This window comes from Caldicellulosiruptor acetigenus, assembly GCF_026914305.1.
Classification (GTDB): Bacteria; Bacillota; Thermoanaerobacteria; order Caldicellulosiruptorales; family Caldicellulosiruptoraceae; genus Caldicellulosiruptor; species Caldicellulosiruptor acetigenus.
In genome coordinates, this window is sequence record NZ_CP113866.1 from 574,805 (window position 1) to 600,239 (window position 25,435).

25 protein-coding genes and 3 tRNA genes are annotated in these 25,435 nt (G+C 37.0%); 22 read left to right on the plus strand and 6 right to left on the minus strand.

All coding sequences use genetic code 11. From position 1 onward, the window contains the following. Positions 1-61: 61 nt before the first annotated feature. The 10 genes from truD (at position 62) to OTK01_RS02710 (ending at position 8,438) form a co-directional block, all read left to right on the plus strand. A complete protein-coding gene (truD, locus tag OTK01_RS02665; protein WP_029228370.1) occupies positions 62-1,228 on the plus strand; it encodes a tRNA pseudouridine(13) synthase TruD in 1,167 nt (388 codons plus the stop codon). 24 nt (positions 1,229-1,252) lie between these two features. Continuing rightward, on the plus strand, positions 1,253-1,666 hold the full coding sequence (locus tag OTK01_RS02670; protein ID WP_029228371.1) for a GNAT family N-acetyltransferase: 414 nt from the start codon (positions 1,253-1,255) through the stop codon (positions 1,664-1,666). Between the two features lie 118 nt (positions 1,667-1,784). Further along, positions 1,785-1,861: transfer RNA gene (locus OTK01_RS02675), tRNA-His, on the plus strand. Between the two features lie 12 nt (positions 1,862-1,873). Then, a tRNA-Gln gene (locus tag OTK01_RS02680) sits at positions 1,874-1,949 on the plus strand. Between the two features lie 628 nt (positions 1,950-2,577). Next, the gene (locus OTK01_RS02685; protein WP_035168307.1) at positions 2,578-3,195 is read left to right on the plus strand and encodes a papain-like cysteine protease family protein; all 618 of its coding nucleotides are present in this window, start codon (positions 2,578-2,580) and stop codon (positions 3,193-3,195) included. Between the two features lie 28 nt (positions 3,196-3,223). Beyond that, entirely contained in the window at positions 3,224-4,192 is a 969-nt protein-coding gene (locus OTK01_RS02690; RefSeq protein ID WP_013431782.1) for a hypothetical protein, read from the plus strand. A gap of 482 nt (positions 4,193-4,674) precedes the next feature. Beyond that, positions 4,675-5,112, plus strand: coding sequence for a type VII toxin-antitoxin system MntA family adenylyltransferase antitoxin (mntA, locus tag OTK01_RS02695; protein ID WP_029228373.1), 438 nt, complete (start codon positions 4,675-4,677; stop codon positions 5,110-5,112). A gap of 138 nt (positions 5,113-5,250) precedes the next feature. Next, positions 5,251-6,447, plus strand: a complete 1,197-nt coding sequence (locus OTK01_RS02700) for an RNA-guided endonuclease InsQ/TnpB family protein (RefSeq protein WP_269011770.1) — start codon at positions 5,251-5,253, stop codon at positions 6,445-6,447. Between the two features lie 272 nt (positions 6,448-6,719). Beyond that, positions 6,720-6,795: transfer RNA gene (locus OTK01_RS02705), tRNA-Lys, on the plus strand. A 110-nt stretch (positions 6,796-6,905) separates the two neighbouring features. Next, positions 6,906-8,438, plus strand: a complete 1,533-nt coding sequence (locus OTK01_RS02710; protein WP_014043082.1) for a YifB family Mg chelatase-like AAA ATPase — start codon at positions 6,906-6,908, stop codon at positions 8,436-8,438. On the opposite strand, the gene OTK01_RS02715 is transcribed toward OTK01_RS02710, so the two are convergent. From OTK01_RS02715 to OTK01_RS02735, 5 genes are all read right to left on the minus strand, one after another. Then, a complete protein-coding gene (locus OTK01_RS02715) occupies positions 8,431-9,246 on the minus strand; it encodes a metal ABC transporter permease (RefSeq protein WP_029228772.1) in 816 nt (271 codons plus the stop codon). The genes OTK01_RS02710 and OTK01_RS02715 overlap by 8 nt on opposite strands. Before the next feature lie 19 nt (positions 9,247-9,265). Next, positions 9,266-10,018: a metal ABC transporter ATP-binding protein gene (locus tag OTK01_RS02720; protein WP_014043080.1), complete on the minus strand. Its 753-nt coding sequence runs from the start codon at positions 10,016-10,018 to the stop codon at positions 9,266-9,268. A 23-nt stretch (positions 10,019-10,041) separates the two neighbouring features. Further along, a complete protein-coding gene (locus OTK01_RS02725; protein WP_029228773.1) occupies positions 10,042-10,905 on the minus strand; it encodes a metal ABC transporter substrate-binding protein in 864 nt (287 codons plus the stop codon). Beyond that, positions 10,905-11,327 (minus strand): Fur family transcriptional regulator, encoded by a 423-nt coding sequence (locus OTK01_RS02730; protein ID WP_029228774.1) that lies wholly within the window; start codon positions 11,325-11,327, stop codon positions 10,905-10,907. The genes OTK01_RS02725 and OTK01_RS02730 overlap by 1 nt, the downstream gene beginning before the upstream one ends. A gap of 154 nt (positions 11,328-11,481) precedes the next feature. Continuing rightward, the gene (locus OTK01_RS02735) at positions 11,482-11,799 is read right to left on the minus strand and encodes an ArsR/SmtB family transcription factor (protein WP_013429505.1); all 318 of its coding nucleotides are present in this window, start codon (positions 11,797-11,799) and stop codon (positions 11,482-11,484) included. A gap of 167 nt (positions 11,800-11,966) precedes the next feature. Here OTK01_RS02735 and OTK01_RS02740 point away from each other — a divergent pair, with 167 nt between their 5' ends. Beyond that, the gene (locus tag OTK01_RS02740) at positions 11,967-13,364 is read left to right on the plus strand and encodes a radical SAM/SPASM domain-containing protein (RefSeq protein ID WP_029228775.1); all 1,398 of its coding nucleotides are present in this window, start codon (positions 11,967-11,969) and stop codon (positions 13,362-13,364) included. Here the strand turns inward: OTK01_RS02740 and OTK01_RS02745 are convergent. Beyond that, positions 13,361-13,552 (minus strand): glycerol-3-phosphate acyltransferase, encoded by a 192-nt coding sequence (locus tag OTK01_RS02745; protein ID WP_084694641.1) that lies wholly within the window; start codon positions 13,550-13,552, stop codon positions 13,361-13,363. The genes OTK01_RS02740 and OTK01_RS02745 overlap by 4 nt on opposite strands. Before the next feature lie 102 nt (positions 13,553-13,654). Between OTK01_RS02745 and OTK01_RS02750 the strand changes: the two genes are divergently transcribed. The 11 genes from OTK01_RS02750 to fliF all read left to right on the plus strand — a co-directional run bounded on the left by OTK01_RS02750 (position 13,655) and on the right by fliF (position 25,434). After that, positions 13,655-15,010, plus strand: a complete 1,356-nt coding sequence (locus OTK01_RS02750) for an RtcB family protein (protein ID WP_029228777.1) — start codon at positions 13,655-13,657, stop codon at positions 15,008-15,010. Between the two features lie 31 nt (positions 15,011-15,041). Continuing rightward, positions 15,042-16,139, plus strand: a complete 1,098-nt coding sequence (gene dprA, locus OTK01_RS02755) for a DNA-processing protein DprA (protein WP_029228778.1) — start codon at positions 15,042-15,044, stop codon at positions 16,137-16,139. Positions 16,140-16,169: 30 nt separating this feature from the next. After that, positions 16,170-18,251 carry a type I DNA topoisomerase gene (gene topA / locus OTK01_RS02760; protein WP_013431795.1) on the plus strand — a complete coding sequence of 694 codons (2,082 nt, stop codon included), beginning with the start codon at positions 16,170-16,172 and terminating at the stop codon, positions 18,249-18,251. Between the two features lie 5 nt (positions 18,252-18,256). Beyond that, positions 18,257-19,567 carry a methylenetetrahydrofolate--tRNA-(uracil(54)-C(5))-methyltransferase (FADH(2)-oxidizing) TrmFO gene (trmFO, locus tag OTK01_RS02765; protein WP_013431796.1) on the plus strand — a complete coding sequence of 437 codons (1,311 nt, stop codon included), beginning with the start codon at positions 18,257-18,259 and terminating at the stop codon, positions 19,565-19,567. Positions 19,568-19,592: 25 nt separating this feature from the next. Further along, a complete protein-coding gene (gene hslV / locus OTK01_RS02770) occupies positions 19,593-20,123 on the plus strand; it encodes an ATP-dependent protease subunit HslV (RefSeq protein ID WP_013431797.1) in 531 nt (176 codons plus the stop codon). A 10-nt stretch (positions 20,124-20,133) separates the two neighbouring features. Continuing rightward, positions 20,134-21,531: an ATP-dependent protease ATPase subunit HslU gene (gene hslU, locus OTK01_RS02775; RefSeq protein ID WP_029228779.1), complete on the plus strand. Its 1,398-nt coding sequence runs from the start codon at positions 20,134-20,136 to the stop codon at positions 21,529-21,531. Between the two features lie 50 nt (positions 21,532-21,581). Next, entirely contained in the window at positions 21,582-22,376 is a 795-nt protein-coding gene (codY, locus tag OTK01_RS02780; protein ID WP_013431799.1) for a GTP-sensing pleiotropic transcriptional regulator CodY, read from the plus strand. Between the two features lie 155 nt (positions 22,377-22,531). Continuing rightward, positions 22,532-22,933, plus strand: coding sequence for a flagellar basal body rod protein FlgB (gene flgB / locus OTK01_RS02785; protein WP_029228780.1), 402 nt, complete (start codon positions 22,532-22,534; stop codon positions 22,931-22,933). 6 nt (positions 22,934-22,939) lie between these two features. After that, positions 22,940-23,383, plus strand: coding sequence for a flagellar basal body rod protein FlgC (flgC, locus tag OTK01_RS02790; RefSeq protein ID WP_029228781.1), 444 nt, complete (start codon positions 22,940-22,942; stop codon positions 23,381-23,383). 21 nt (positions 23,384-23,404) lie between these two features. Then, complete coding sequence (gene fliE, locus OTK01_RS02795) at positions 23,405-23,719, plus strand: flagellar hook-basal body complex protein FliE (RefSeq protein ID WP_029228782.1); 315 nt, start codon at positions 23,405-23,407, stop codon at positions 23,717-23,719. Positions 23,720-23,751: 32 nt separating this feature from the next. Beyond that, positions 23,752-25,434, plus strand: coding sequence for a flagellar basal-body MS-ring/collar protein FliF (gene fliF, locus OTK01_RS02800; protein WP_029228783.1), 1,683 nt, complete (start codon positions 23,752-23,754; stop codon positions 25,432-25,434). Position 25,435: the final 1 nt, after the last annotated feature.

Genomic DNA, 25,435 nt, shown 5'->3' on the forward strand with positions numbered 1-25,435 from the left:
AATAAAATAAGGTGTCAATAAGAGTTTTGAAAAATTGTGGATTTAAAAGGGTGATAATAGTTTGAAGATTAAGGTTTTGCCAGAGGATTTTGTTGTGAGGGAAAAACTTAAGCTTGAGATAAAATCGTCGGGCAGATACAAGATTTATCTTTTAACAAAAAGGCACTGGAACACGGTTGATGCTCTCAGATTCATCTCAAAGGAAAACAAGATTCCACTTGAGAAGATTGGCTGTGCAGGCAGAAAAGACAGACACGCACTCACTTTTCAGTATATTTCTGTGCCAAGAGAATATACCATAAACTTTAATAAAGAAAATGTAAAGGTAGAGTTTATAGGGTATTCAGATGATTTTGTATCCCCTTTGATTCTCGAAGGGAATTTTTTTGAAATAACAATAAGAAAATTAAAAAATAAGGATGAAAAAGTTTTACGAAGACTGAATGAAGTACAGCAGTTTGGTTTTCCCAACTACTTTGACGACCAGCGGTTTGGAAGCACCCAAAGTGAAGATGAGTTCATAGGCGAAAAGATAGTTAAAAAACATTACAACGGTGCCCTCAAACTTTACTTTACAACCATTCATCCTGAAGATAAAAAGGAAGAAAAGCAAAGGAAGAAAAAAATATCTGAGCTTTGGGGAGACTTTGAAAAGATACTGCCTCTTTGTAAAACGAAGGTAGAAAGGGATATTATAAAAACTCTCTTAAAAGGCAAGAGCAGGCACTATTTAATCGAAGCACTCAATCTTATTCCCAAAGAAGAGATGTCCATTTTTCTTTCTGCTTACCAGAGCTATATTTGGAACAGGACTTTGAGTTCCATTTTGCCTTATTATGCTGATTTATTAAAACCTGTAAAAGGAAAAATTATGGACTACTTGATTTACACTACACTTTCAACAAAGTCTTTAAATAGCTTAAAAAACCTTCAGATCCCAACTGTTTCACCAAAAATACCATATGTAAGTGATATTGTCAATAGTGCTATTTTAGAAATTTTGAATGAGAGAGGAGTAAAGCCTTCTGATTTTGATACAAAGAAAATTAAAAGTTGGTATTTTAAATCATTTTTAAGACCTGCCATAGTCTTTCCAGAAAAGCTTGAGGTTTCAAGCGTTGAAGAGGATGATTTTTATGAAGGGTATTATAAGCTGAGGATAAAATTCTACCTTCCTGCGGGTTCCTTTGCTACAATGCTGATAAAGAGTTTAACAGTTTTGGATTGAACAATTATTTTGGGGTGAAGGTAAATGATAATACGGCAAATGAAGCCAGAAGATTGGCATCAATTGATGAACCTGTGGCAATCAACAGAAGGAATAGGCGTTGGCAGAAGTGATACAAAAGAGGGATTGGAAAGATTCCTAAATAGAAATAAAGGTATGAGCTTTGTGTGTGAAATTGACGGCAATATAGTAGCTACCATTATGTGCGGACATGATGGCCGGCGAGGCTTTATATATCATTTGGCGGTTGCTGAAAATTTTAGATTGCAAGGCATAGGAAAACGTTTGGTTGAGAAAGCTTTACAGGAGCTTAAAAACCAAGGAATACATAAATGTCATATCTTTGTAATGAAAAATAATGAAAAAGGAAAAATTTTCTGGTCTAAAATAGGTTTTCAGAAAAGGGATGATATAGAGGTATTTTCAATGGATATTTGATAAATCATACATGAAGGCTGTGAAAAGCCGTTTTACATTTTGATAACTACAAACATATAATCGCTATTGACTAACTGAGCTGTTGCCTTTATAATATGATTTGCTTGTTAAAGAGGCGGTGGATATAGCTCAGTTGGTTAGAGCGCCAGGTTGTGGCCCTGGAGGTCATGGGTTCGAGTCCCATTATCCACCCCATTTAAATTATATTGGGGTGTCGCCAAGCGGTAAGGCACAGGACTTTGACTCCTGCATTCCGGTGGTTCGAATCCACCCACCCCAGCCATTTTTGTTTTATGGAGAGTTATTAAGGGGTATGAGGATTGTTAAAAAAATGTAAAATAACAAAAGTAAGCAATAAGTCCTGCAGCCAATTTTAAACCAAAAATAGGTAACAGGATTTTAAAAGGGATGCAGGATTTAATCTCCTAAACAAGCCACGACCACCAATCGCAAAGTCAAAAAACTTTGCGTGAGGTGGTTTTTTATTATGTCCAATAAGGTATCTTTGAATTAGTGCAAAGAACACATATGGAGAATTTAAGGTTATTTGTGAGGTTAGATGAAGTTTAAATCTAACAATTTAGGTTGTTCAAAAATTTTCTTGAGTCAATTCATTGCAGACATTTCAAGCGGTATTTCCCTTGGATTTATAATTGTTTTAGCAGCATATAGTTAAAATGTATGAGATATACAAAAATAGTCTGCTTTTGCTTAATAAATTAAACAACAGCAATTAAATTTGAAGTGAATTTTTTTGCCATTTAACAGAGACAAAATAATCCAAATTTGAGTACAAAATATTGCAAAAAAAAACAATATTATTAATTGAAATTAAAAACCATAATTATAGACTATAACTAGAAGTTCTAAACTGAAAGTAAAATTAAGAAACGAAAGGGTGAGGAGATGTGGTGAAAGAATTTCTAAAAAAGGAAAGGTACAAAAGGATTATGATTAGTGCTATAGTTTTTTTTACATTGATCTTGCTAAACTACAGTAATGTATTTGCAGAAAATACAGTTACATATGTTGCACTTCCCGTTAAAGAAGTGAAGCAAGCATATTCAAATTGGTGCTGGGCAGCAGGGTGTGAGTCAATATTGTATTATTGTTTAAGGTATTTAGGTTTTGGGAGAGAGGCAACACAGTGGGATATAGTGAAATATATCTATGGAAGTTACGTAAATCAAGGCGCAACGCTTTCTGATATACAAAGAGCGCTCAGCTATTATGGTGTTGGTTCTTCGCGTATGTATCCTGTAAGCGGTAATACAATAACCTACAGTCAGATATGTCAGCAAATAATCAATTTAAGAAGTCCAATAGGAATAAGTGTTGTAACACCTTCAGCCCATTTTGCTGTTTTGAGTGGCGTGTTTCAATATTTTGATGTAAATGGTTATTTAAGAAATGAAGTATTAATTATGGATCCATGGGTCGGTTATGTCATAACTATACCGGATTCAGAATTGAGAGATCAGAATTATTATTGGGATTTAATAGATGCCATAAGAGTTTATCGACCTTGATTAAAATGATGGGGGAGGGGTAAAAGTTATGAGCAAGGTCAACTTCTTTTTAATTTTAGTGGTAATTTTTTTATTTGCTTTACCACTATTGGCATTTGCAAATACAGATTCTACTATAAACCATGAGGAAGAGATTTTTAAGCTCAAAAGGCAGCTTACTGCTGAGCATTATTTAAAAATTTTAACAGAGCTTATAAATAAAAAGGAAGCATTTAAAGAGCAATTATCTTCTGTAACTGGTTTTAAAGGTCCTTATGAGCCTGAAAAGTTTAAATTAAGTGATGAGTATGTGGTTTATAGATTATTTGTATTTCCATTTAAACCAGAATCGACTTCTAACAGCCGTACTATTTATCAGTTAGAAAGTAGTATAAAAGAGAGGATAAAAAGTTTAAAATTTGAAACGTTGGATGATGCATTAAAGACAGAGTTTGTTCAAAAGAAGTGGGCAAGAATAATCTTTTACGACGGAAAAGCTGTTGGATATATGCTAATTGATTGGGATAAAAATTATAATAATTATATTATTTCAGAATCAACAATGGGATACAATAGGTTAGGAGAAGCAATTAAATATATGAAAGAATTTTTAAAAAGCAAAGGACAAACCCCAAATGTTAAAATTGTTGACGCTCTTGAAAGGTCATTATATGTTGTTTCTGAAGATGGCAACTGGTGGTGTACTGATGCTGCAGATTCTTCAAATCCAGAAATGTATAGAAAACAAATCTGGAATTTCAAAGACATAAAAGATGCTCTAAATAATAGACCAAAGGAGTTCCTAAACTATGTTGAAGAGTTGAATAAAATGCTGAGAGAATCACCGGAGAAGATTCCTTTAGGTGGTAGTCCATTTAAACCTTTGTATGAAACTGCTGCTAAAGGAGAAAAGATAAAAAATATTTTAACAGTAATATTATTGTTAACTATAACAGCCATTTTTATTGCGGGTGTGAATTTATCCCATAAATACAAAAGAAGAGTATCTAAATTTTGAACCATTTGAATCTAAAGCTAAATCGAAAGTGTCATGTTCGCAATTTGAGAGCTAATGATCTATTTTAAGAGTAAGTTGAAAATAACAGAAAGAGGATGCTCTTGTGAAAAGACATCCTCTTTTATTGCGCAGTTTAGGAATTTTTGATAAAATAGTTCAAAGATACTTTGAATGACTATAGGAGAGAATTGATAAAAAATGAAACTCAAAAAAGGTGCTCTCTCTTATCTACTGGGTATTCTTATTATCTCATTTTTTCTTATGTTTATAGTTGTGTTTGTATTTCAGCATTCTAACAGTCTTGGAACAGATTTTTTGTTGTCTTTGTTGGTTGCACACTATATCTGCAAGAGTATGTTTTCGTTCGAAGATTAGTTGATAAGTTGCCGTGTTACAATTTTTCTAAACTAAACTTAAGGGTAAGACGAGGGTAAAATAAAGTTGAGTAGAATAAAAATTTGGTAATAGAAGGTGCTTTGAAAGTGATAAGAAGAAATAAAATTGACATTGAGCATGCTAAAAAAGCTATTGAAGATTTGGGGGCATTTTTCAGCAGATTTGGTGACAAGGTAGTTGTTGCTTATCTTTTTGGCTCATTGGCAATGGGCACATATACTCCGCTTTCTGACATAGACATAGCAGTTTTGCTTGCCAAAGGACTTTCAAGAGAAATAATGGAAGAACTTGAAAATGAAATTCTTGAAGGACTTATGAAAATATTTAAAACTGATGAAATTGATCTTGTTGTTCTCAATAGCGCACCTTTGTCTGTGAGATACGGCGTATTAAAAACTGCAAAGATAATTTACTGTAGCAATACAGAAAAAACGGTTGACTTTCAAACAGAGGTTGTTTCAAAGTATCTTGATATAAAGCCTTATAGGGAAGAATTTTATAAAGAGTTTGTGAAATCTTTGTAAAGAGATTTACTGAAAGGAGTTATTTTTCGAAAAATGGACGAGAAAATATTATTTCACTTAAAATTCTTGAAAAAATATATGGTGCTAAAAAATTTATGGGTAATATAAATATGAAAGCAAAATTAGAAAGCGAGGTGTTTGAAGATAATAGTCAGGAGAGTTCAGCAGATACAGATAAATAGAAATCATGAATTGTGGAATTATTGTGATGAAACATGTTTTGCAGCAAAAAACTTATATAATTATTCTAACTACATTGTAAGACAGGAATTTATAAACAATGGCAGGTGGATAAGATATAGAGAACTTGATATAATGTTAAAAGAACATGAGGTTTATAAAAACTTGCCTGCCCAAACATCACAGCAAATCTTAAGACTTCTTGATAGAAATTGGAAAGCATTTTTTAGATCTATAGAAGAATGGAATAAAGATAAAAGTAAATTCTTAGGTAGGCCTAAACTGCCAAAGTATAAGAAAAAAGATGGCAGGAGTATAGCTGTATTTACTAATCAACAGTGCAAAATCAAAGATGGATATTTATCTTTTCCCAGAACAGATTTAAAGCTCAAAACAAGGGTGGAAGACAGATTAAAAGAAGTGAGAGTGATTCCAAAAGGAAGTGTTTATGTTGTTGAAATAGTTTATGAAAAAGAAGTAGTTGAAACAAAGAAAGCCTCAAGAAGAATAGCAGGTATAGATTTGGGACTCAATAACTTTGTAACTTTGGTAAATAACATAGGCATAAAGCCTATTGTTATTAATGGCAAAGTTATTAAGTCAATAAATCAATATTACAACAAAAAAAAGGCAGAATTGATGAGTTATGTAGGCAACAGAGGCATTAGCAGAAGAATAGAGAAGCTAACTTTAAAGAGAAACAACAAGATTAAAGATTATATGCACAAAGCAAGCCGTTTTATAGTCAACTGGTGTAGGCAATATGAAATAGATACCCTTGTAATAGGATATAATCCAAACTGGAAGCAGGAAATAGAGTTAGGAAAAGTAAATAATCAAAATTTTGTTGGAGTACCTTTTTATCAGTTTATTAATATGCTCAAGTACAAATGCGAAGAAGAGGGAATTAATCTAATAATTACCGAAGAGAGCTATACAAGTGGATGCAGTTTTTTAGATGGAGAGGAAGTCAGCAAAGAAAATTATGATCCAAGCCGCAGGATAAGAAGAGGGCTATTTAGAAGCAACAGAGGGATATTGATAAATGCTGATATAAACAGCGGATATAACATTATAAAAAAAGTATTCCCCGAAGCGTTTGCGGAGGGGATAGAGGGTGTGGGGTTACACCCAGTTAGGCTGAATATAGCTTAACGAAGAATAGTGTTTAATAAAATTTTGAATAGTTTTTGGTACTTTAAACACTATTCATAACCTCTTTGTTGTATAAAAAAGTACATCCAAAATGGTTGATATTTTCTATAAAATTGGTATTATTGAAAGAGAAATGTGCTATTTTGGAAGTACTACTTTGTTAATAATCTTTCGTCTTAAGAGATTATAGCAGTTAGCCTAAGATTACGAACAAAAGTTTGGTATTGTAGAGTCAGCAGACATCAGCTATAATAACAATGCACCTTATATATGGGCCATTAGCTCAGTAGGCAGAGCACCAGCCTTTTAAGCTGGGTGTCCCGCGTTCGAGTCGCGGATGGCTCACCATCTTCAAAAATATAAGCCCTTGAAAAAAGGGCTTTTTTTGTTTATATTGAAAAAGAAATTAAGCTGTGATAAAGTTTTAATAAAAAAGGAAAGGGAAAGCTATGTAAAAAATGCTTGCAAAAGTTTTGACATCTTCTTACCTTGGCATAAAAGGCTATATTGTTACAGTTGAAACAGACATGTCAAATGGCCTTCCGAGTTTTGATATAGTCGGCCTTCCTGATGTGACTATTAAAGAAGCTAAAGAAAGAATAAGAGTAGCAATAAAGAACAGTGGCTTTGACTTTCCAACCAGAAAAATAATTGTAAATCTTGCGCCTGCAAGTACCAGAAAGGAAGGCTCATCTTTTGACCTGCCTGTAGCTATTTCTGTGTTAAAATCGTCTGAGCAGATAAGCCCTAAAATCAGCCCGCAGGAGATTGCAATAATTGGAGAGCTTTCTCTTGATGGAAGTGTCAAAAGGGTGGATGGGGCTTTACTTATGACAATCGCAGCTTTGGAAAATGGTATCAAAAAGATTATTGTCCCTTATGAGAACAGGGCAGAATGTAGCGTTGTGAGAGGAATTGATGTTTTTCCTGTGAAAACTTTAAAAGAAGCTGTTGAGATTTTGGATGACCCTCAAAGTAGCACACCTTATAAGGTTGAAATAGATAAGATGAATCTTCTTGAATCTTTTACGTATGACGTTGATTTTTCAGAGGTAAAAGGGCAAGAGTATGTCAAAAGAGCAGTTGAGGTAGCAGTGGCAGGAATGCACAACCTTCTTTTAATTGGTCCACCAGGAAGCGGCAAAACCATGATTGCTCAACGCATACCCACAATTTTGCCACAAATGACCTTTGAAGAAAGCCTGGAAGTGACAAAGATTTACAGCTGTGCAGGGCTTTTGAAAGATGGGCAGGCGCTTGTCACTGCAAGACCTTTTAGAAGTCCTCATCACACCTCTTCTTCGATTGCTATAATTGGCGGTGGTAAGGTTCCAAAACCAGGAGAGGTTTCACTTGCACACAATGGAGTTCTGTTTTTGGATGAGTTTCCTGAGTTTGATAAAAAGACTATAGAAGTTCTTCGCCAGCCTCTTGAGGATGGATATGTGACAATTTCGAGAGTCAACGCATCTATTGAATATCCTGCAAGGTTTATGCTTGTTTGTGCCATGAACCCTTGCAAATGTGGTTATTTTTTGTCTGATGAAAGGGAGTGCACGTGTACACCCGCTCAAATAAAGCAGTATCTTAGCAGGATTTCTGGTCCTATTTTGGACAGGATTGATGTTCAGGTTGAAGTAAAGTCTGTAAAGCTTGAAAACTTCAATTCCTCAATTTGCAAAGATTCAGCAGCTATGAGAAAAGAGGTAGAAAGAGCAAGGCAAATTCAGCTTGAAAGGTTCAAAGGGCTTGGCATATTTTATAATTCTCAGATGAAAGGGTCACTTGTAAACAAATTTTGCAAACTTTCAAAGAAAGAAAAGCAGCTTTTAGAAAGAGCGTTTACTACTTTGGGACTGTCACTTAGAGGATATACCAAAATTTTGAAAGTTGCAAGAACAATTGCTGATTTAGAAGGAAGCGAAGAGATAAAGACAGAGCACCTGCAAGAGGCAATCTCTTACAGGCTCTTGGAAAGAAAGCTTATTTAGAGATGGTGGCAGTTTTTCTTTTCCCTGCCACACTTATTAGTTCGGCTATAAAGAAGATTACCAAAAATGTCAAAACTGTTGCACCCCCAGGTGGAATGTCAACATAGTAAGAGGAAGTGAGCCCCACTATTACTGCAATTAGAGAGACTAAAAGTGAAACTATTTGAAGCATTTTGAAGTTTTTTGAAAACCTCATTGCGATTGCTGTGGGAAATACAATCAGGCTTGAGATTAAAAGACCGCCTACAATCTTGATTGAAACAGCAATTATTGTTGCTGAAACAATACTCAGCAAAAAGTCAAGGAGTTTTGTGTTTATTCCTGAGACCTTTGCGCTAACTTCATCAAATGTAGCAAAAATAAGTCTTTTTCTGAACATAGCTATAAAAGTGACTGTTACAAGGCATACTGCAAAGATAATCCATACATCTTCATTTCCAATTGCGACTATGCTTCCGAAAAGAAAGCTCATTAAGTTGCTACTACTTTTTAAAATTCCAAACAGAACTGATGCAAGGCCCAAGGCAGTGATTGAAACAAGTGCAAGAGATATTTCTTCAAACCGTTTAAATTTTGATTTGAAATACTCGAGAACTACAGCAAATCCAACTGTTGAGATAATTGCGCCAATGGTTGGACTAAAATTAAAAAGAAGGGAGGCTGCAACGCCCACAATTGCTGTGTGTGAAAGAGAGTCTCCCATCTGTGAAAACCTCTTTAAAACAAGAAAGTTTCCTGCAAGCGAGGTCATAAGTGCAACCAGCACACCTGCTAAAAAAGCTCTTTGCATAAATTCATATTGAAGCATAATATCACATCCCGTTATTTTATTCTTTTTTAGTATAAGAATGTCTGTGCTCAATTTTCTTGATTTTGTATTTGTACAAACTTTCAAACTTTGAGGGGGAAAAGTCTTTTGCGCTGCAAGCAGTGTAAATCATACCATCCCCCATACAGATAATGGTATCAGCATGCTGAGTTACAGCATACACATCGTGTGTTACCATCAATATTGTGGTTCCTTCTTTCTTTTTCTCCCCAAGAATTTCAAAAAGAAGCTGCTCAGAGAGACTGTCTATCCCGACAGTTGGCTCGTCTAAAAGAAGTATTTGCGGGTCGGATATGAGTGCGCGGGCTAAAAACACTCTTTGTTGCTGTCCGCCAGAAAGCTGGCCTATGAGCCTGTTTTTGAGCTGCTTTATTTGAAGCTTTTCTAAAATGCGTTCGGCTTTTTCAAAGTCTTGCTTTGAAAATCTCTGAAATAATCCCTTTTTTGGCACCAATCCTAAAAGTACAGTTTCAAAAACGCTCAAAGGGAAGCTCTGGTTAAAATTTGTGACCTTTTGAGGAACAAAGGATATTTTCTGCCTATCCTGCGGGGTAAGATTCTGTTTACCAAATATTAGTCTTTTTCCACTTGTAGGGGTGTAAATTCCTGAGATTATATTCAAAAGTGTAGTCTTCCCTGAACCGTTTGGTCCGACTATGGCAGCAAACTCACCTTTTTGAACTTTGAGGTTTATGTCTTTTAGAATTCTTTTCTGGTCAATATAAAAGTTTACATCTATAAGTTCAATCATTCTGGTTTTCTCTCCCGCAACATTTATTTTAAAACCATCTCAAATGCTTTTAAGTTCTTTTCCATAAGGCTGAGTATTGTCTCATTTTTTACTTGAGATGCACTTACAATTCCCATTCCGTAGATGTTCACAATTTTGACGCCAGTGTCTTTTGCGATTGTCTTTACAGCAGGCAAATTTTCATTTGGGTCAACAAGAATGTACTTTATGTTCTTTTCCTTTATAAGCTGAACAATCTCTTTCATTTTTTGAGCCGAGGGCTCTTCTTCTTCATTCACACCGGTAATTGAATACTGCTTGAGGCTGTAGTCTTTTGCTAAGTATCCAAAAGAGGGATGGGCAATTAGAAATTCTTTTCTTTTTGAATTTTTCACAACAGAAGAAAATTCCTTATCAAGCTTATCAAGACTTGCAATCAGCTTTGAAGCATTTTGTTGGTAATAACTTTTGTTTTTTGGATCTAAGCTTGTCAAGGCATACTCAATGTTTCTTGCTATTTTCTTTAAAAGCCTCGGTGATGTCCATATATGAGGGTCACTATCTACAAACTCTATACCTTCAGATGCTCTAAAAATTTTGACCTTTGTGCCCTCAAGAGGTTTTTTAACCCATTCATCAACAAGCCCGAGATATATCACCGCTTTTGCTGATGTAAGCTTGGCAATGTCACGTGAAGATGGTTCAAATGAGTGAATCTCCGCACCGTCCTTTACAAGCTTTTCAACTGTTATCTTCTGTCCTGCTATAAGTTTTGTAATAGAATACAAAGGATAGATGGTAGTGTAGACTGTGCCTTTGGTGGTAGTTAAAACTTCATTTTTGCATCCACTCAAGAAAACTATAATGCTAACAAGCAGAACTATAAATAGTAGCTTTATCCTCTTCATTATTCTTCCCTCCCACAACATTTATCGCATATTCCATACACTTCTAAATTATGTTCTAGAATTTTAAAGTTCATTTTGTTTAGTTCCTCTTCAATTAAATTTATCTTACAGTCTACAATTTCGGCTTTTGTATTGCACTTTATACATACAAAATAGTGATGATGGCTACTTTTCTTTATCTCAAAAAAATGCTTTCTGTTGATAGTAGATTTTACTGCTATACCATTTTGAACAAAAAGTTCAAGGTTTCTGTAAACCGTTGCAAGGTCAATTTTCAAGTTTTGAGCTTCAAGAGCTTGCAGTATCTCATCGGCAGATAAACACTGCTGTGCCTTTTGCAAAACCTTATATATTTCAACTCTCTGCCGCGTGGCTTTTATATTGTGCGAGTTTAGAATTGACTTTACATCTTGATGCTTCATCCTTTCCACCTACTTGCAAATAATTTGCAACAACCTATGTTTAACATTATAGAGTCTGTGGATAAAAAAATCAAGATGTACAAAAAATAAAAAAGACCTCCTTTTAGACATTTTTGCAAGGAGGCCTCTTTGTTGTTTTATTTAGGCACAGTTTTTAAGTAAGAGAGGACAAAAGTCTCAAATCATTCGCAAATATATCTACTTTCGCAAGGTCTTGAATGAGAGCTTTTAAAAATGGGTATTTTTCAAAAACATCCTCTTTTATTGAATAAATTCTTTTTTGCGCATGGTTTCTGGCTTCTATGAGCCCAACATTTTTAAGATAAGCAAGGTGACGAGACACTTTTGGCTGACTTTCCTGAATCAACTGAACAAGACTGCTTACATTTTGTTCGCGGTGGGCCAATATATTTAAAATTCTGAGCCTTGTTGTGTCTGAAAGAGCATACAGTATTTCATTCAGCCTTGTCATTTTTCGCTCCCCTTCGCTCAAGAAGTAATTATGACAAGTATCATTATATCACGTTTTTGAAAAAAAATAAACATATTTATATACACATATGCATATATAACTATTGACACATTGAAAGCTAAAGAGTTATAATTAATGTCAAGCAAGAAAGAAGGGGTGAGAAGTATATGGAACTTCCAAAGAAGATAATAGGTGAAGCTGTGTTAAAGCAGGTAATTAGATATCTTTCGAATAATCCGGAGGAGAACATAGGCAAGATTTTGGACCTTACAGAGAAAATAGTAAGGCGTGAGAGGGACAAGTGGTATATTCAAAACGCAAAGAAATATTTGCTTGACCCGAACAGTTCTTGGCATCACTATGCAATGAGGATTATTAAGGAGACAAATCCAAGAGTGCGAGAGAGGATTCTTATCAATTTCTTCCTGAATGCTGGTTTTATTGGTGTTCCAAAACAGCTTGAGCTTATCAAGAAATATGACATAAATATTCCATATGCAATTTTGATTGACCCGACAGCCGCTTGTAACCTGCATTGCAAAGGATGCTGGGCAGGAGAGTATCACAAGGCTGCAAAACTTGACTATGAAATACTTGACAGAGTTGTAAAAGAGGCTCAGGAGCTTGGAATTTACTTTATAATCTTCTCAGGTGGAGAGCCGCTTCTCAGGAAGGACGATATTCTAAAGCTTTGTGAAAAGTACGAAGACACAGTATTCCTGTCATTTACGAATGCTACTTTGATTGACGATGAGTTCATTGAAAAGGTTGCAAAAGTGGGCAACTTGGCATTTGCAATTAGTATAGACGGATTTGAAAAGTCAACAGACGAAAGACGCGGCCAAGGTGTATTCAAGAAGGTTGTAACTGCAATGGAAAAGCTCAAAGAAGCAGGCGTTGTGTTTGGATTTTCAACAACATATCACAGATACAATGTAGAAGAGGTATCTTCTGATGAATATGTGGACTTCTTGATAGAAAAAGGTGCAAAGTTTGGATGGTACTTTACTTATGTTCCTGTTGGAAAAGATGCAGACATCTCTTACATGGCAACACCAGAGCAAAGAGCTTACATGTACAAGAGAATAGAAGAGATAAGATGGTCAAAACCGATATTTGTGCTTGATTTCTGGAACGATGGTGAGCCTGCTGGTGGGTGCATTGCAGGCGGAAGAAGATACCTTCATATCAACGCAAACGGTGATGTTGAACCTTGCGCATTTATCCATTTTTCAAATGTCAATATAAAAGAATGTTCGCTTTTGGAGGCTTTAAAATCTCCACTGTTTATGGCATACAGAAAGAATATTCCATTTAATGAAAATCATCTACGACCATGTCCTATGATAGACAATCCACTCAAACTCAAAAAGATTGTTGAAGAATCGGGTGCACGTCCAACTCAGATTGGTGGTGAGACAGAGACAGCTGAAGAACTTGCAAACAAACTTATTGAATATTCAGAAGCTTGGGGCAAGGTTGCAGATAAGCTTTGGGAGCAAAGAAAACAAGGTATTCCTCAGAACAAAGTTGATTTATCTGTGATTCAAGAGATCAAAAGTTAAAGTTGGCGAAAGAATTGTAACTTAAAGCAAGCTATTTCCCAAGAAAGGGATGGCTTGCTTTTTTTATTCCTTGATGTTCTGAATGCATTTGTGGCACCTGGGTTTTTGTCATAAAAATGGGTAATATCTTTATTGAAGAACTTCTTTGTGATAATATACGAAAAAGGAATGCTTCCTTGTTTTTTCATTTTCAAAAGATTGGTTTCCTTAGCATGGTATTTAATAATATTTTAATGCAATATGAGCTATTTATAAAGATTAAAAAAACAAAACCGGTGGTGAAGTTTTTTATGAAAAAGATAAGAGATGGTGTTTATACAAACGACTATGCGATATTCTTCATGACAGAAGAAATTTTAAAAGACCTTGACGAAGGGGTACTCCAGCAGGCAAAAAACGCATCCCAGATTCCAAATGTAGAGTTTTTGGGCTACACACCAGATGCACACATAGGCAAAGGGACCTCAATTGGCACAATAATTGTCTGGGACATGTCAAAGGCATGGATTTCACCAACAATTGTTGGTGTTGACATAGGTTGTGGTATGAGATTGATACTCACAGACAAGTTTGCAGATGATATAGATAAAGCGCTTTTGAAGAGAATAATGGATGAGGTAGAAGATTTGATTCCAACAGGTGTTGGAAAGAAAAACAAAAAGATTGCACTTTCCAAGACAAAGTATGAAGAGTATCTACAAAATACAGAGATTGACAAGGATATTTCGGACAAGATGGTTCTCATTCATGAGTTTGACCTTGATACGATACCGGATGAGGCTTATGAGATTGGCAAAGAGCAGTTTGCAACCTTGGGTGGAGGAAACCACTTTATAGAGTTTCAAAAACTTCATGTTATAGATAAAATTATTGCAGAAAAGTGGGGGCTTTTTGATGGGCAGTTTGTTGTGATGATACATTCTGGTTCGCGAAGGTTTGGAGCGGTCATTGGCGATTATTATCAGAAGAAATTTAAAGACGTCATGAAATCCAAAGGTATCACAACACCCGACCCGCAGCTTACCTTTTTGCCAATTGACAACAAGGTTGCAAAAGATTATATTAAAGCTATGCAGTCAGCAGCTATATATGCAAAGATAAATAGACACTATATGAGCAATTTCATAATATCAGTCTTAGAAAAACACTCAATTGACGCTTGGGTTTTGTATGACGTTGCTCATAACATTGCGTACATGGAGAGATTTGCAAACAGAGAAAAGCTTGTTATAAGAAAAGGGGCAACAAGAGCACTCCCACCAAACCATTATTTGATTCCAAATCCTAAATTTGCTGATACAGGACATCCTGTAATCTTGCCGGGCAGCATGGGTTCAAGTTCATACCTGATGAGAGGAATTGAGGACAACATAATAAGCTATCACACAGTAAACCATGGTGCAGGCAGGGTTTTATCGCGCACAAAGGCAAAAAAGACAATCTCTATAGAGGAGTTTTCAAAGGCATTGAAACAGGGTCAGGATGGAGAGATTCTTATAAACACCAAAAACCTCAAAGACTTTTTAGACGAAAGTCCACAGAGTTACAAAGACATAGAAGTGGTGATAAATTCAGTAATTACATCGCGGCTGGCACTTCCTGTTGCCAAAATGGAGCCGCTTGGGGTCATAAAGGGAAAAGATTAATAATATTACATGGTGTAGGATGAGGTAGAAAATGAACAGAGAAGAACTAATTTATTCTTTGTGGCTTTACAGCATAAAAGGGATAGGTCCTAAAAAGTTTAGGCAGATAAAAAATAAATACAAAAGTCTAAAAGAGGCTTATTTTAACAGAAAAGAATTAGAAGTAGAAGGTGTTTTTGGACATCTTAAAGATGAGATAAAAAACTCTGATACTGCAGAGGCTGAAAAAATTCTTGAATTTTGTGAGAAAAATAGTATAAATATAATACTTGAAGACGATAGGCTTTATCCTGATGAGTTCAAAGTTTTTGACCATGCACCAGTTATGCTCTTTGTAAAAGGGGATTCAAAGCTTTTAAAGTCCCCATATAAAATATCAATGGTTGGCACACGAGAACCTACTTACTATGGCAAGAAAGTTGCAAAAGAGCTGGCAAGTCTGCTGGCTTCCTTAGGAATTGTGGTTGTTAGCGGAATGGCAAGGGGGATTGACAGTTTTTGTCATACAGGAGCACTTGAAAACGGGAAGACAATAGCTGTTTTGGGCTGTGGAGTTGACATTGTGTATCCAAAAGAGAACTTGAAACTCTACCGTCAGATTATAGAAAATGGGTGTGTTGTGTCTGAGTTTTTGCCAGGTACTCTGCCCGAGAAAATGAATTTTCCACAGAGAAACAGGATTGTTGCAATGTTTTCACCGTGTTTGGTTGTGATTGAAGCTTCAACCAAGAGCGGTACTTTTTCGACAGTTGACTTTGCTCTGGAGCAGGGAAAAGAGGTATTTGCGGTGCCTGGCAACATCTTTTCGCAAAAGAGTAGTGGCACAAACAGGCTCATAAAAGAAGGTGCAAGGATTATATGTTCGTATGAGGATTTTCTTGAGGACATAAAGGAGATTTATTCTTTAAAACCTGCCCAGCTAAGCTTTGATACAAAAGAAGAGGAAGAAGAGTTGACAGATGATGAGAAAAGATTGATAAAGCTTTTAGATGAAAATGGTGAGATGCATGTGGAAAGTTTGATTGCGCTTACAGGGTGGAACCCTGGCAAGATTGCAAGTTTAATTACTTCGCTTGAGATAAAGTCAAAGGTTGTAAGAACACGAGGAAATATAATTTCTAAACTTTAAAAAAATCTACTTACAGGGGGTAAAATTCTGTTGAAGAAACTTGTCATTGTAGAGTCACCTGCAAAGGCAAAAACAATTGCAAAGTATCTTGGCAAAGAGTTTAAGGTAGAAGCTTCAATGGGACATGTCAGAGACCTTCCCAAGAGCGATTTGGGAGTTGACATAGAGAATGGTTTTGCGCCCAAGTATATCAACATCAGAGGTAAGGCAGATGTAATAAACAGGCTAAAAAAATCTGCAGAAAGTGCAGAAAAGGTCTACCTTGCAACAGACCCCGACAGGGAAGGCGAGGCAATCTCATGGCATTTGGCAACTATTTTGGGGCTTGATGTAAATGACAATGTGAGAATTACATTCAATGAGATAACAAAAAAGGCTGTCCAGGAATCTTTGAAAAATGCAAGGCCAATTGACCAGAACTTAGTTAATGCCCAGCAGGCACGAAGAGTGTTGGACAGGCTTGTGGGGTACAAGCTCAGCCCGTTTTTGTGGGAAAAGGTCAAAGGTGGACTTTCTGCAGGAAGGGTGCAGTCTGTTGCGACAAGGCTTGTGGTTGAAAGGGAAGAGGAGATAGAAAATTTTAAGCCTGAAGAGTACTGGACGTTAGAAGCGGTATTTAAAAAAGATGCCCAAGAGTTTAAAGCAAAGTTTTATGGAGATAAGAAAGGGAAGATTGAGCTTAAAAACCAAGGTCAGGTCCAAAGAATTGAAGAAAAGATAAAAAACAAGGAGTTCAAGGTTGTAAAGATAAAGGTATCGGAGAAAAAGAAAAATCCGCCACCACCATTTATCACAAGTACACTTCAGCAGGAGGCGTCAAGAAAGCTGAGGTTTACTCCTGCAAAGACAATGGCTGTTGCCCAGATGCTGTATGAAGGTGTTGAGATAAAAGGTGAAGGTAGTGTTGGTCTTATAACATACATGAGAACAGATTCAACAAGAATTTCTGAGGAAGCACAGCAGGCGGCAAGAAACCTCATCCTACAGAAGTTCGGTAGAGAATATCTTCCCGAAAAGCCGAGAGTTTACAAAACAAAAAAAGATGCGCAGGATGCTCACGAGGCTATAAGACCCACCTATTTAGAGATGGACCCTGAGAGCATAAAAGATTCTTTGACTCTTGATCAGTACAAGCTGTACAAACTCATTTATGACAGGTTTTTAGCGTCGCAGATGGAAAGCAGCATATATGAGGTTCTTTCAGCCGAGCTTGAAGTGGAAGGCTATATTTTTAAGCTCACAGGGTCAAAGCTCAAGTTTGCAGGGTTTATGGAAGTATATGTTGAAGGTAAAGACACAGAAGATGAAGAAGAGGAAAATCAGCTTCCAGAAATTAGAGAAGGAGAAATTTTAAAGCCTATAAAACTTGATAGCAAACAGCATTTTACCCAGCCGCCTTCGCGCTACACAGAAGCTACCTTAATAAAAGCTTTGGAAGAAAAGGGCATAGGAAGACCAAGCACATACGCTCCAACAATTCAGACAATTCTGGAGAGAGGATATGTTGTCAAAGAAGACAGGTTTTTAAAACCAACAGAGCTGGGCAAACTTGTGACAAATATACTTAAAGAATATTTCAAAGACATAATTGACATTGAATTTACTGCAGAGCTCGAGGAAAACCTTGACAAGATTGAGGAAGGAAAGCTTGAGTGGACTGAAGTTGTCAGAAAATACTACCAGCCGCTTGAAAAGGAACTTGAAATAGCAAGAAATACCATGCTAAAGGTTAAGGTTGAGGATGAGGAGACAGACATTGTATGCGAAAACTGTGGAAGAAAGATGGTTATAAAAAAAGGCAGGTACGGGAAGTTTTTGGCATGTCCAGGATATCCTGAATGCAAAAACACAAAACCTTATTACGACTACCTTGATGTGTTGTGTCCGAAGTGTGGCAAGAGGATAATAGAAAAGAAGTCCAAAAAGGGCAAGAGATATTACACGTGCGAAGGGTATCCTGACTGTGACCTCATTTTGTGGGAAAAGCCGGCCAAAAACTGTCCAGAGTGTGGCAATCTCATGTTTGAAAAGGGCAGGAAAGGGAATAAAAAGCTTGTATGTTCAAATGAAAACTGTGCTTACGAAGAAAAAATAGGGGAAAAAGGTGAGTAATTGATATGGAAATTGTAGTGATTGGAGCTGGCCTTGCAGGTGTTGAAGCAGCAAATGCAATCGCAAAGTTTGGAATAAAGGTAAAGCTTTTTGAGATGAAACCAAAAAAGTTTTCGCCAGCGCACAAAATAGATACCTTTGCAGAGCTTGTGTGCAGCAACTCTTTAAAATCCAAGCTTTTGACAAACGCCTCCGGGCTTTTAAAAGAAGAGATGAAGGTGTTCGGTTCGCTTGTGATGGAAGCAGCAGAGGCAACTTCAGTTGAGGCAGGACAAGCTTTGGCAGTTGACAGGTACAAGTTTTCGGAGTATATAACCCAGAAAATAAGACAAAATGAGCTTATTGAGGTCATTCATGAAGAGGTGACAGAAGTTCCAAGGGACAAGGTTGTGGTGGTCTGCACAGGACCGCTTACAACAGAAAGTCTTCTTTCTGATATTTCAAAGCTCTGTGAGAGCAAAAACCTTTATTTTTTTGACGCAGCAGCCCCAATTGTACTCAAAGACTCCATAGACTTTTCAAAGGCGTTTTTTGCCTCACGCTATAACAAAGGTTCAAATGACTATATAAACTGTCCAATGACAAAAGAGGAATATGAAAAGTTTTACTGGGAACTTGTTAATGCAGAGGTTATTGAGGTTAAAGACTTTGAAAAGGACCTGCTGTTTGAAGGCTGTATGCCCATTGAAGAGATGGCAAGACGTGGTATTGATACGATGAGGTTTGGTCCGCTAAAGCCTGTTGGTATTATTGACCCAAGGACTGGCAAGATGCCGTATGCTGTTGTACAGCTCAGAAAAGACACGCAGGATGGAAAGCTATATAACATGGTAGGGTTTCAGACAAGGCTCAAATGGGGTGAACAAAAAAGGGTTTTCAGGCTCATTCCCGGCCTTGAGAATGCTGAGTTTGTAAGATATGGTGTGATGCACAAAAATTCTTATATTAACTCACCTGAAGTGCTGACCAAGTACCTTTTTCTTAAAAAATATCCAAACATATTCTTTGCAGGTCAAATAACAGGTGTTGAAGGGTATTTAGAGTCTGCATCAACTGGTATCATTGCAGGGATTAATGCAGCAAGGCAGGTTTTGGGAAAAGAGCCTGTGAGTTTGCCGTCGAGCACTTGCATTGGAGCTCTGATAGAGTATATTACAACTCCCAAAAAAGATTTTCAGCCCATGAACGCTAACTATGGTATAATATCAATTGATGATGAAATTGCAAAGATTAAAGACAAGGAAAAGAGAAAACTCTTGATTGCACAAAAATCTTTGGACATTTGCAAACAGGTTGCAAGCAAAATTTTCGAATAATTAAAAATTTAAGTGGAGGTTTGCTATGTTTCATGCAACAACAATAGTGGCTGTGAAAAAAGGCGAAAGTGTTGCTATAGCTGGAGATGGGCAGGTCACATTTTCACAGAACATGATAATGAAATCGACAGCCAAAAAGGTTAGAAAACTTTACAATGGCAGGGTCTTGGTTGGTTTTGCAGGTTCTGTTGCAGACGCAATAACTCTTTGTGAAAAGTTTGAAGAAAAGCTTGAACAAAACAGTGGCAATTTGCAGAAGAGCGTTGTTGAGCTTGCAAAGGAGTGGCGACAGGACAAAGTCCTAAGACGCTTGGAAGCGCTCATGGTTGTGGCAGACAAAGAACACCTTTTTGTTGTATCAGGAAGCGGCGAGGTTGTCGAACCGGATGACAACATTGCTGCGATTGGTTCTGGCGGACCGTATGCCTTGGCAGCTGCAAGGGCACTTTTGCAGAACACAGACCTTTCTGCCGCTGAGATTGCCAAAAAGGCTTTGGAGATAGCGGCGTCTATTTGTGTATATACAAACAACAACATTACAGTTTTGGAATTGTAGGTGATAAGATATGATGGAGTTAACTCCTCAGGAGATTGTAAGAGAGCTTGACAAGTATATAGTTGGGCAAGATAGGGCAAAAAAGTGTGTTGCCATTGCTCTTCGAAATAGGTATAGGCGTGCAAAGCTCCCAAAGGAGCTTCAGGATGAGATAACGCCAAAGAACATCTTGATGGTAGGGCCAACAGGTGTTGGTAAAACAGAGATTGCAAGAAGACTTGCAAAGCTTGTGAATGCCCCGTTTGTAAAAGTTGAAGCAACAAAGTTTACTGAGGTTGGATATGTTGGAAGAGATGTAGATTCAATGGTTCGAGACCTTGTTGAAAATGCAATTTCTTTAGTTAAGAGCGAGTACATGGAAAGGATGAAAGAAAGAGCAAAAGCTCTTGTTGAGGACAGAATTTTGGAGATATTAATTCCTGAACCTCAGTCAAGAAAAGCAGGGTTTAAAAATCCGTTTGAAGCACTTTTTGGTGCCACCTCACAAGAACCAGAGCAGAGTTATCAGACAACAGATGACTATATCAGAACGCAAAGAGAGATTTTGCGCGAAAAACTTCGCTCTGGTGAGCTTGAGGACAAGGTGATTGAGGTTGAGGTTGAAGATACTGTAAAGCCACCGTTTGAGATGATTATGGGAACAATTTCTGACGAGATGGGGATTTCTTTCCAGGACGTTTTTGGGTCGCTATTTCCAAAGAAAAAGAAAAAGAAAAAGATGACAATAAAGGAAGCACGCGAGGTTTTAGAGCAGGAAGAGTACAACAAGCTCATTGACATGGATGAGGTTATAAAGGAAGCAATTCAGAGAGCTGAGCAACATGGAATCATCTTTATTGACGAGATAGACAAGATTGCAGGAAAAGGTTCAAGTGTTGGTCCTGATGTGTCAAGAGAAGGTGTGCAAAGAGATATTCTTCCCATTGTTGAGGGAAGTACTGTTATGACAAAATACGGTCCTGTAAAGACAGACCACATTCTGTTTATTGCAGCTGGAGCTTTCCATGTTGCAAAGGTTTCTGACCTGATACCAGAACTTCAGGGAAGGTTCCCGGTTGTTGTGGAGCTAAATCCTTTGACAGAAGAGGATTTCAAAAAGATACTTACACAGCCGAAGAATGCAATTATAAAGCAGTATATTGAGCTTATGAAGACAGAGGGTGTGAACATTACCTTTACAGACGATGCAATAGAGGCAATTGCAAAGGTTGCTGTGAAGATAAATGAACAGAGCGAGAATATCGGTGCGCGTAGACTTCACACTGTTGTTGAAAAGATAATGGAGGATATTTCGTTTGAATATGCAAATGTTGAAAAACCAATTGACCTTGTGATTGACAAGGATTATGTATATTCAAAGGTTTCGGATATTATAAAGGACAAAGATTTGAGCAGGTTCATAATATAACTTTATGAGTGTCTTCCATCAGGAATTGGTGAAGGGAGATAAATACGCGAATGCAGCAGAGTCTTCTTGAAAAAATTAGGAAACTCAACAGGGTAATTCAAAGCAAAGACAAAGAAGTCTTGGATTTTGAAAGGCTGTGCTCTGTTGTTGGTGATGTGACAGATTCGAGTGTATTTTTTATTGACAAGGATGGCAAAGTCATTTGCAAATACATCATGCCTTTTGTGAATGTGGATATAAAGCTTTCTGAAGAGAAAAAGATAGGTGATAACCTTCAAAAATTTTTCTGGTGGTTTGTGGATACAAGAGCCAATATGAGGTTTTCAGACATCACCAGGATTGCTGAAATCGAGAGCAAAGTTGGTAGCGAAAAAGAGCTGCTTTGCACATCTGTCCCTGTGATTGGCGGGGGCAGGAGATTCGGCACAGTTTTGGCATTCAAAAGTTTTTCCGCTTTTACAGAAGAGGATATAATTGTACTTGAATATGCCTCAACTGTGATTGGACTTGAACTTTTAAATCTTTCAAAGGAAGAAGATGAAGAGGAAAAGAAAAAAAGAGAGATGATTAAATCTGCAATTGAGACACTTTCTGTATCTGAGCTTGAAGCGCTTGTGCATATTTTTGATGAACTGAAAGGCAATGAAGGACTTTTAGTTGCAAGCAGAGTTGCTGACAAGGTTGGAATTACACGGTCTGTCATTGTAAATGCGCTCAGAAAGTTTGAAAGTGCAGGACTTATAGAGACAAGGTCGCTTGGTCTCAAAGGCACATATATAAAGGTGTTAAATGAAATGGTGAGGGATGAGATAGAAAAGCAAAAAGAGAAGCTAAAGTTAAAGTGAGGGGAAAGATGAGGATAGCAGGGGGTATTATAATGCGTGCCTCTTGCTATCCTCTTTTTTAATGTAATTTTCAGTCTAAAAAATTTTGTATGGTATTTTTATCAAAAATTTTGTAAAATAAAATAAAAGATTGTCGAAAAATAGAGGGGTAAAAAATGATAAATATGTTTGATAAAATTGACCTTTACAAAAAGGCACTTGACTGGGCGTGGAAGAGAAACGAAATAATCTCAAACAACATAGCAAATGCAGACACGCCTGGCTATAAGGCAAAAGATTTAAATTTTGAAGCATTCTTACAAAAAAGTTTGAACCAAGAAGAGAATTTAGAACTTGTGACAACCGATGAAAGACATATAAAAGAAAGCAGTAGCAGCCAAGACAATTCCATAGAAGTGCTTGACAGCAGTCTGCAGATGAGACTTGACCAGAACACTGTGGACATAGAACAGGAGATGGGGAAACTGCTGCAAAATTCGCTGTATTTTGACGGTGTTTCACTTCAGCTTTCAAGAGAGATAAACAAGTGGAAGACGGTTATCAAGGAAGGAAGGTGATAAAGAATGGGAATGTTTGATGCAATAAATATTTCTTCTTCGGCTTTGGCTGCACAGCGTGTCAGAATGGATGTAATTGCTCAAAACATCGCAAACGCAAACACTACAAGAACAGAAAATGGTCAGCCCTACAGAAGAAAGGTTGTCGTTTTTGAAGAAAGAAAACAGAGCTTTTCTGACATATTAAATCAGAAGATTGGTCAGGCTCAATCTTCATCTTATGGCGGTGTGAGAGTAAAGGCCATTTTAGAAGACCCAAGTCCGTTTAAAAAGGTATATGACCCTACCCATCCCGATGCTGACCAAAATGGGTATGTAAATTATCCTAATGTGGACATTGTCACAGAGATGGTTAACATGATTGAAGCATCACGTTCGTATGAGGCAAATGTCACTGCTCTTAACATTACAAAGTCTATGATAACAAGAACATTTGAGATAGGTAAATAAACGAGGGGGATTTTGTAGACAATGGTTGGCAATGTAAATTTTGATAATATTTCAAATGTTTTTGAGAAGCAGTTCTCAAGCATAAATACAAACAGCGCAAGTACTCAAAATTCCCAGGTTTCGTTTGTCGATTTTCTCTACAAGGCATTAGAAGGTGTAGATGGGCTTCAAAAAGAAGCAGATTATCAGAACAACCTATTTTTGCTGGGACTTTCTGCAAACCCGCAAGATGCGATAGTAGCCTCTGAAAAAGCTTCTATAGCTTTGCAGCTGACCTTGCAGATTCGAAACAAGATTTTAGATGCATACAATGAGATTATGCGCATGCAGGTGTAACTTTTTTATTTCTTTGCGGGGAGGTATTATAGTTGCCTCAGTTTTTAAATGATTTTTTGAAAAATATAAAAGAAAAATGGAGTAGCTTATCCAAATCGCAGAAGATTATGTTTGTTGTATCTTCTTCTATAATACTATTATCGGTCATTGCAGCCATTTACATTACAACAAGACCTCACTATGTCACAATCTTTTCTGGTCTTGACCCGAAAGAGGCAGCAGAGATTCAAAACATTTTAAGCGAGCAAAAGATTGATTCAAAAGCTGCAAACGGTGGTACAACTATATTGGTAAGAGATACTGATGTTGACAGGGCAAAGATGGCAGCAGCTCAAGCAGGGTATCCTAAAAACAGCAGTATCACATTTGAAGATGCGCTAAAGCTTTCAAGTTCTATGACGGCAACAGAAGCTGATAAAAGAAGGACGTTTATAAAACTCAAAGAAAGTGAAATTCAAGAGGCTCTAAAACAGATGTCAGATTACATAGAGGATGCGGTTGTAAATCTGAGCGTACCTGAGGACTACACTTTTGCGCTAAAAAGCGAGGCAACAAAACCCACAGCGAGTGTAAAACTTACTTTGAAAAAGAGCTTAAGCTCAGACCAGATAGAGGGTATTCAGAGGTTTGTTGCAGCCTCTGTTGAAGGACTTTTGCCAGAAAATGTAGTTATAATAGACAACAAAGGCAATTATCTTTCAGAAAATTCATCCGATTCAACAGAGGGACTTTCGAGCAAGCAGCTTCAGCTCAAGATTGCTACTAAAAATGAGATAGAGAAAAAAGTAAAAGAGCTTCTGGGAAGCTATGTAAGTTCTCCTGAAGATGTGAAGGTTTCAGTAAATTTAGATATGAATTTTGATATGCAAAAGATAAGCGAAACAAAATACTCACCTGTTTTAGAAGATAGTGGAATAGTTGTGTCTAAAAAGACTACAAAAGAGGAAGCTCAGAGCACAAATTCTTCATCCAACGGGGTTCCTGGTACTGATACAAATCCTACACAGAATACAACACAGTATCCCATTTCATCTCAGGGAGGGCAGTCTACATATATAAAAACTGATGAGACTGTAAATTACCAGAATAATGAAAAAAAGATTGAGACTATAAAAGCACCTGGTACCATCAACTATGACAAGTCTTCAATAGCAGTTGTGCTATACAGATATGTTACATATACTCAGGAAGATTTTGAAAAATCTGACCAGGCAAAAAACATGAGCTGGGCGCAGTTCAAGCTCCAAAACCAGAACAATAAAAGGTCGTTTTTGACAGACCAAAAAGAGGTAGAAACCATTGTGAATCTTATAAAGAGCGCAACAGGCATACAAAATGTAACGGTGGAAGGGTATGAAATCCCCACCTTTGTTGACAAGCCGCAAAGACAAATTCCTGTTGATTACATCTATATTGCGCTTGCGTTTTTGCTTTTGATGGCATTTGCTGCAAGCCTCTTGATAAAGGCAACAAGGAGCAAACCTCGTAGGCTTGAGCTTGCGGGTGTTGGACCTGTAGAGATTTCAGAGGAAAAACCCACAGCTGAGGAGATTTTGCACGAGGCCGAAAAGAGAAAAGAAGCAGAAGTTGAAGAGATAAATGTCGAGGAATTTGGTGTTAGCCAGTATGAAAAACAGATTGACAAGCTTTTAAAAGAAAAGCCTGAAATAGTTGCACAGCTTCTCAGAAACTGGCTCAACGAAGATTGGGAGTGAT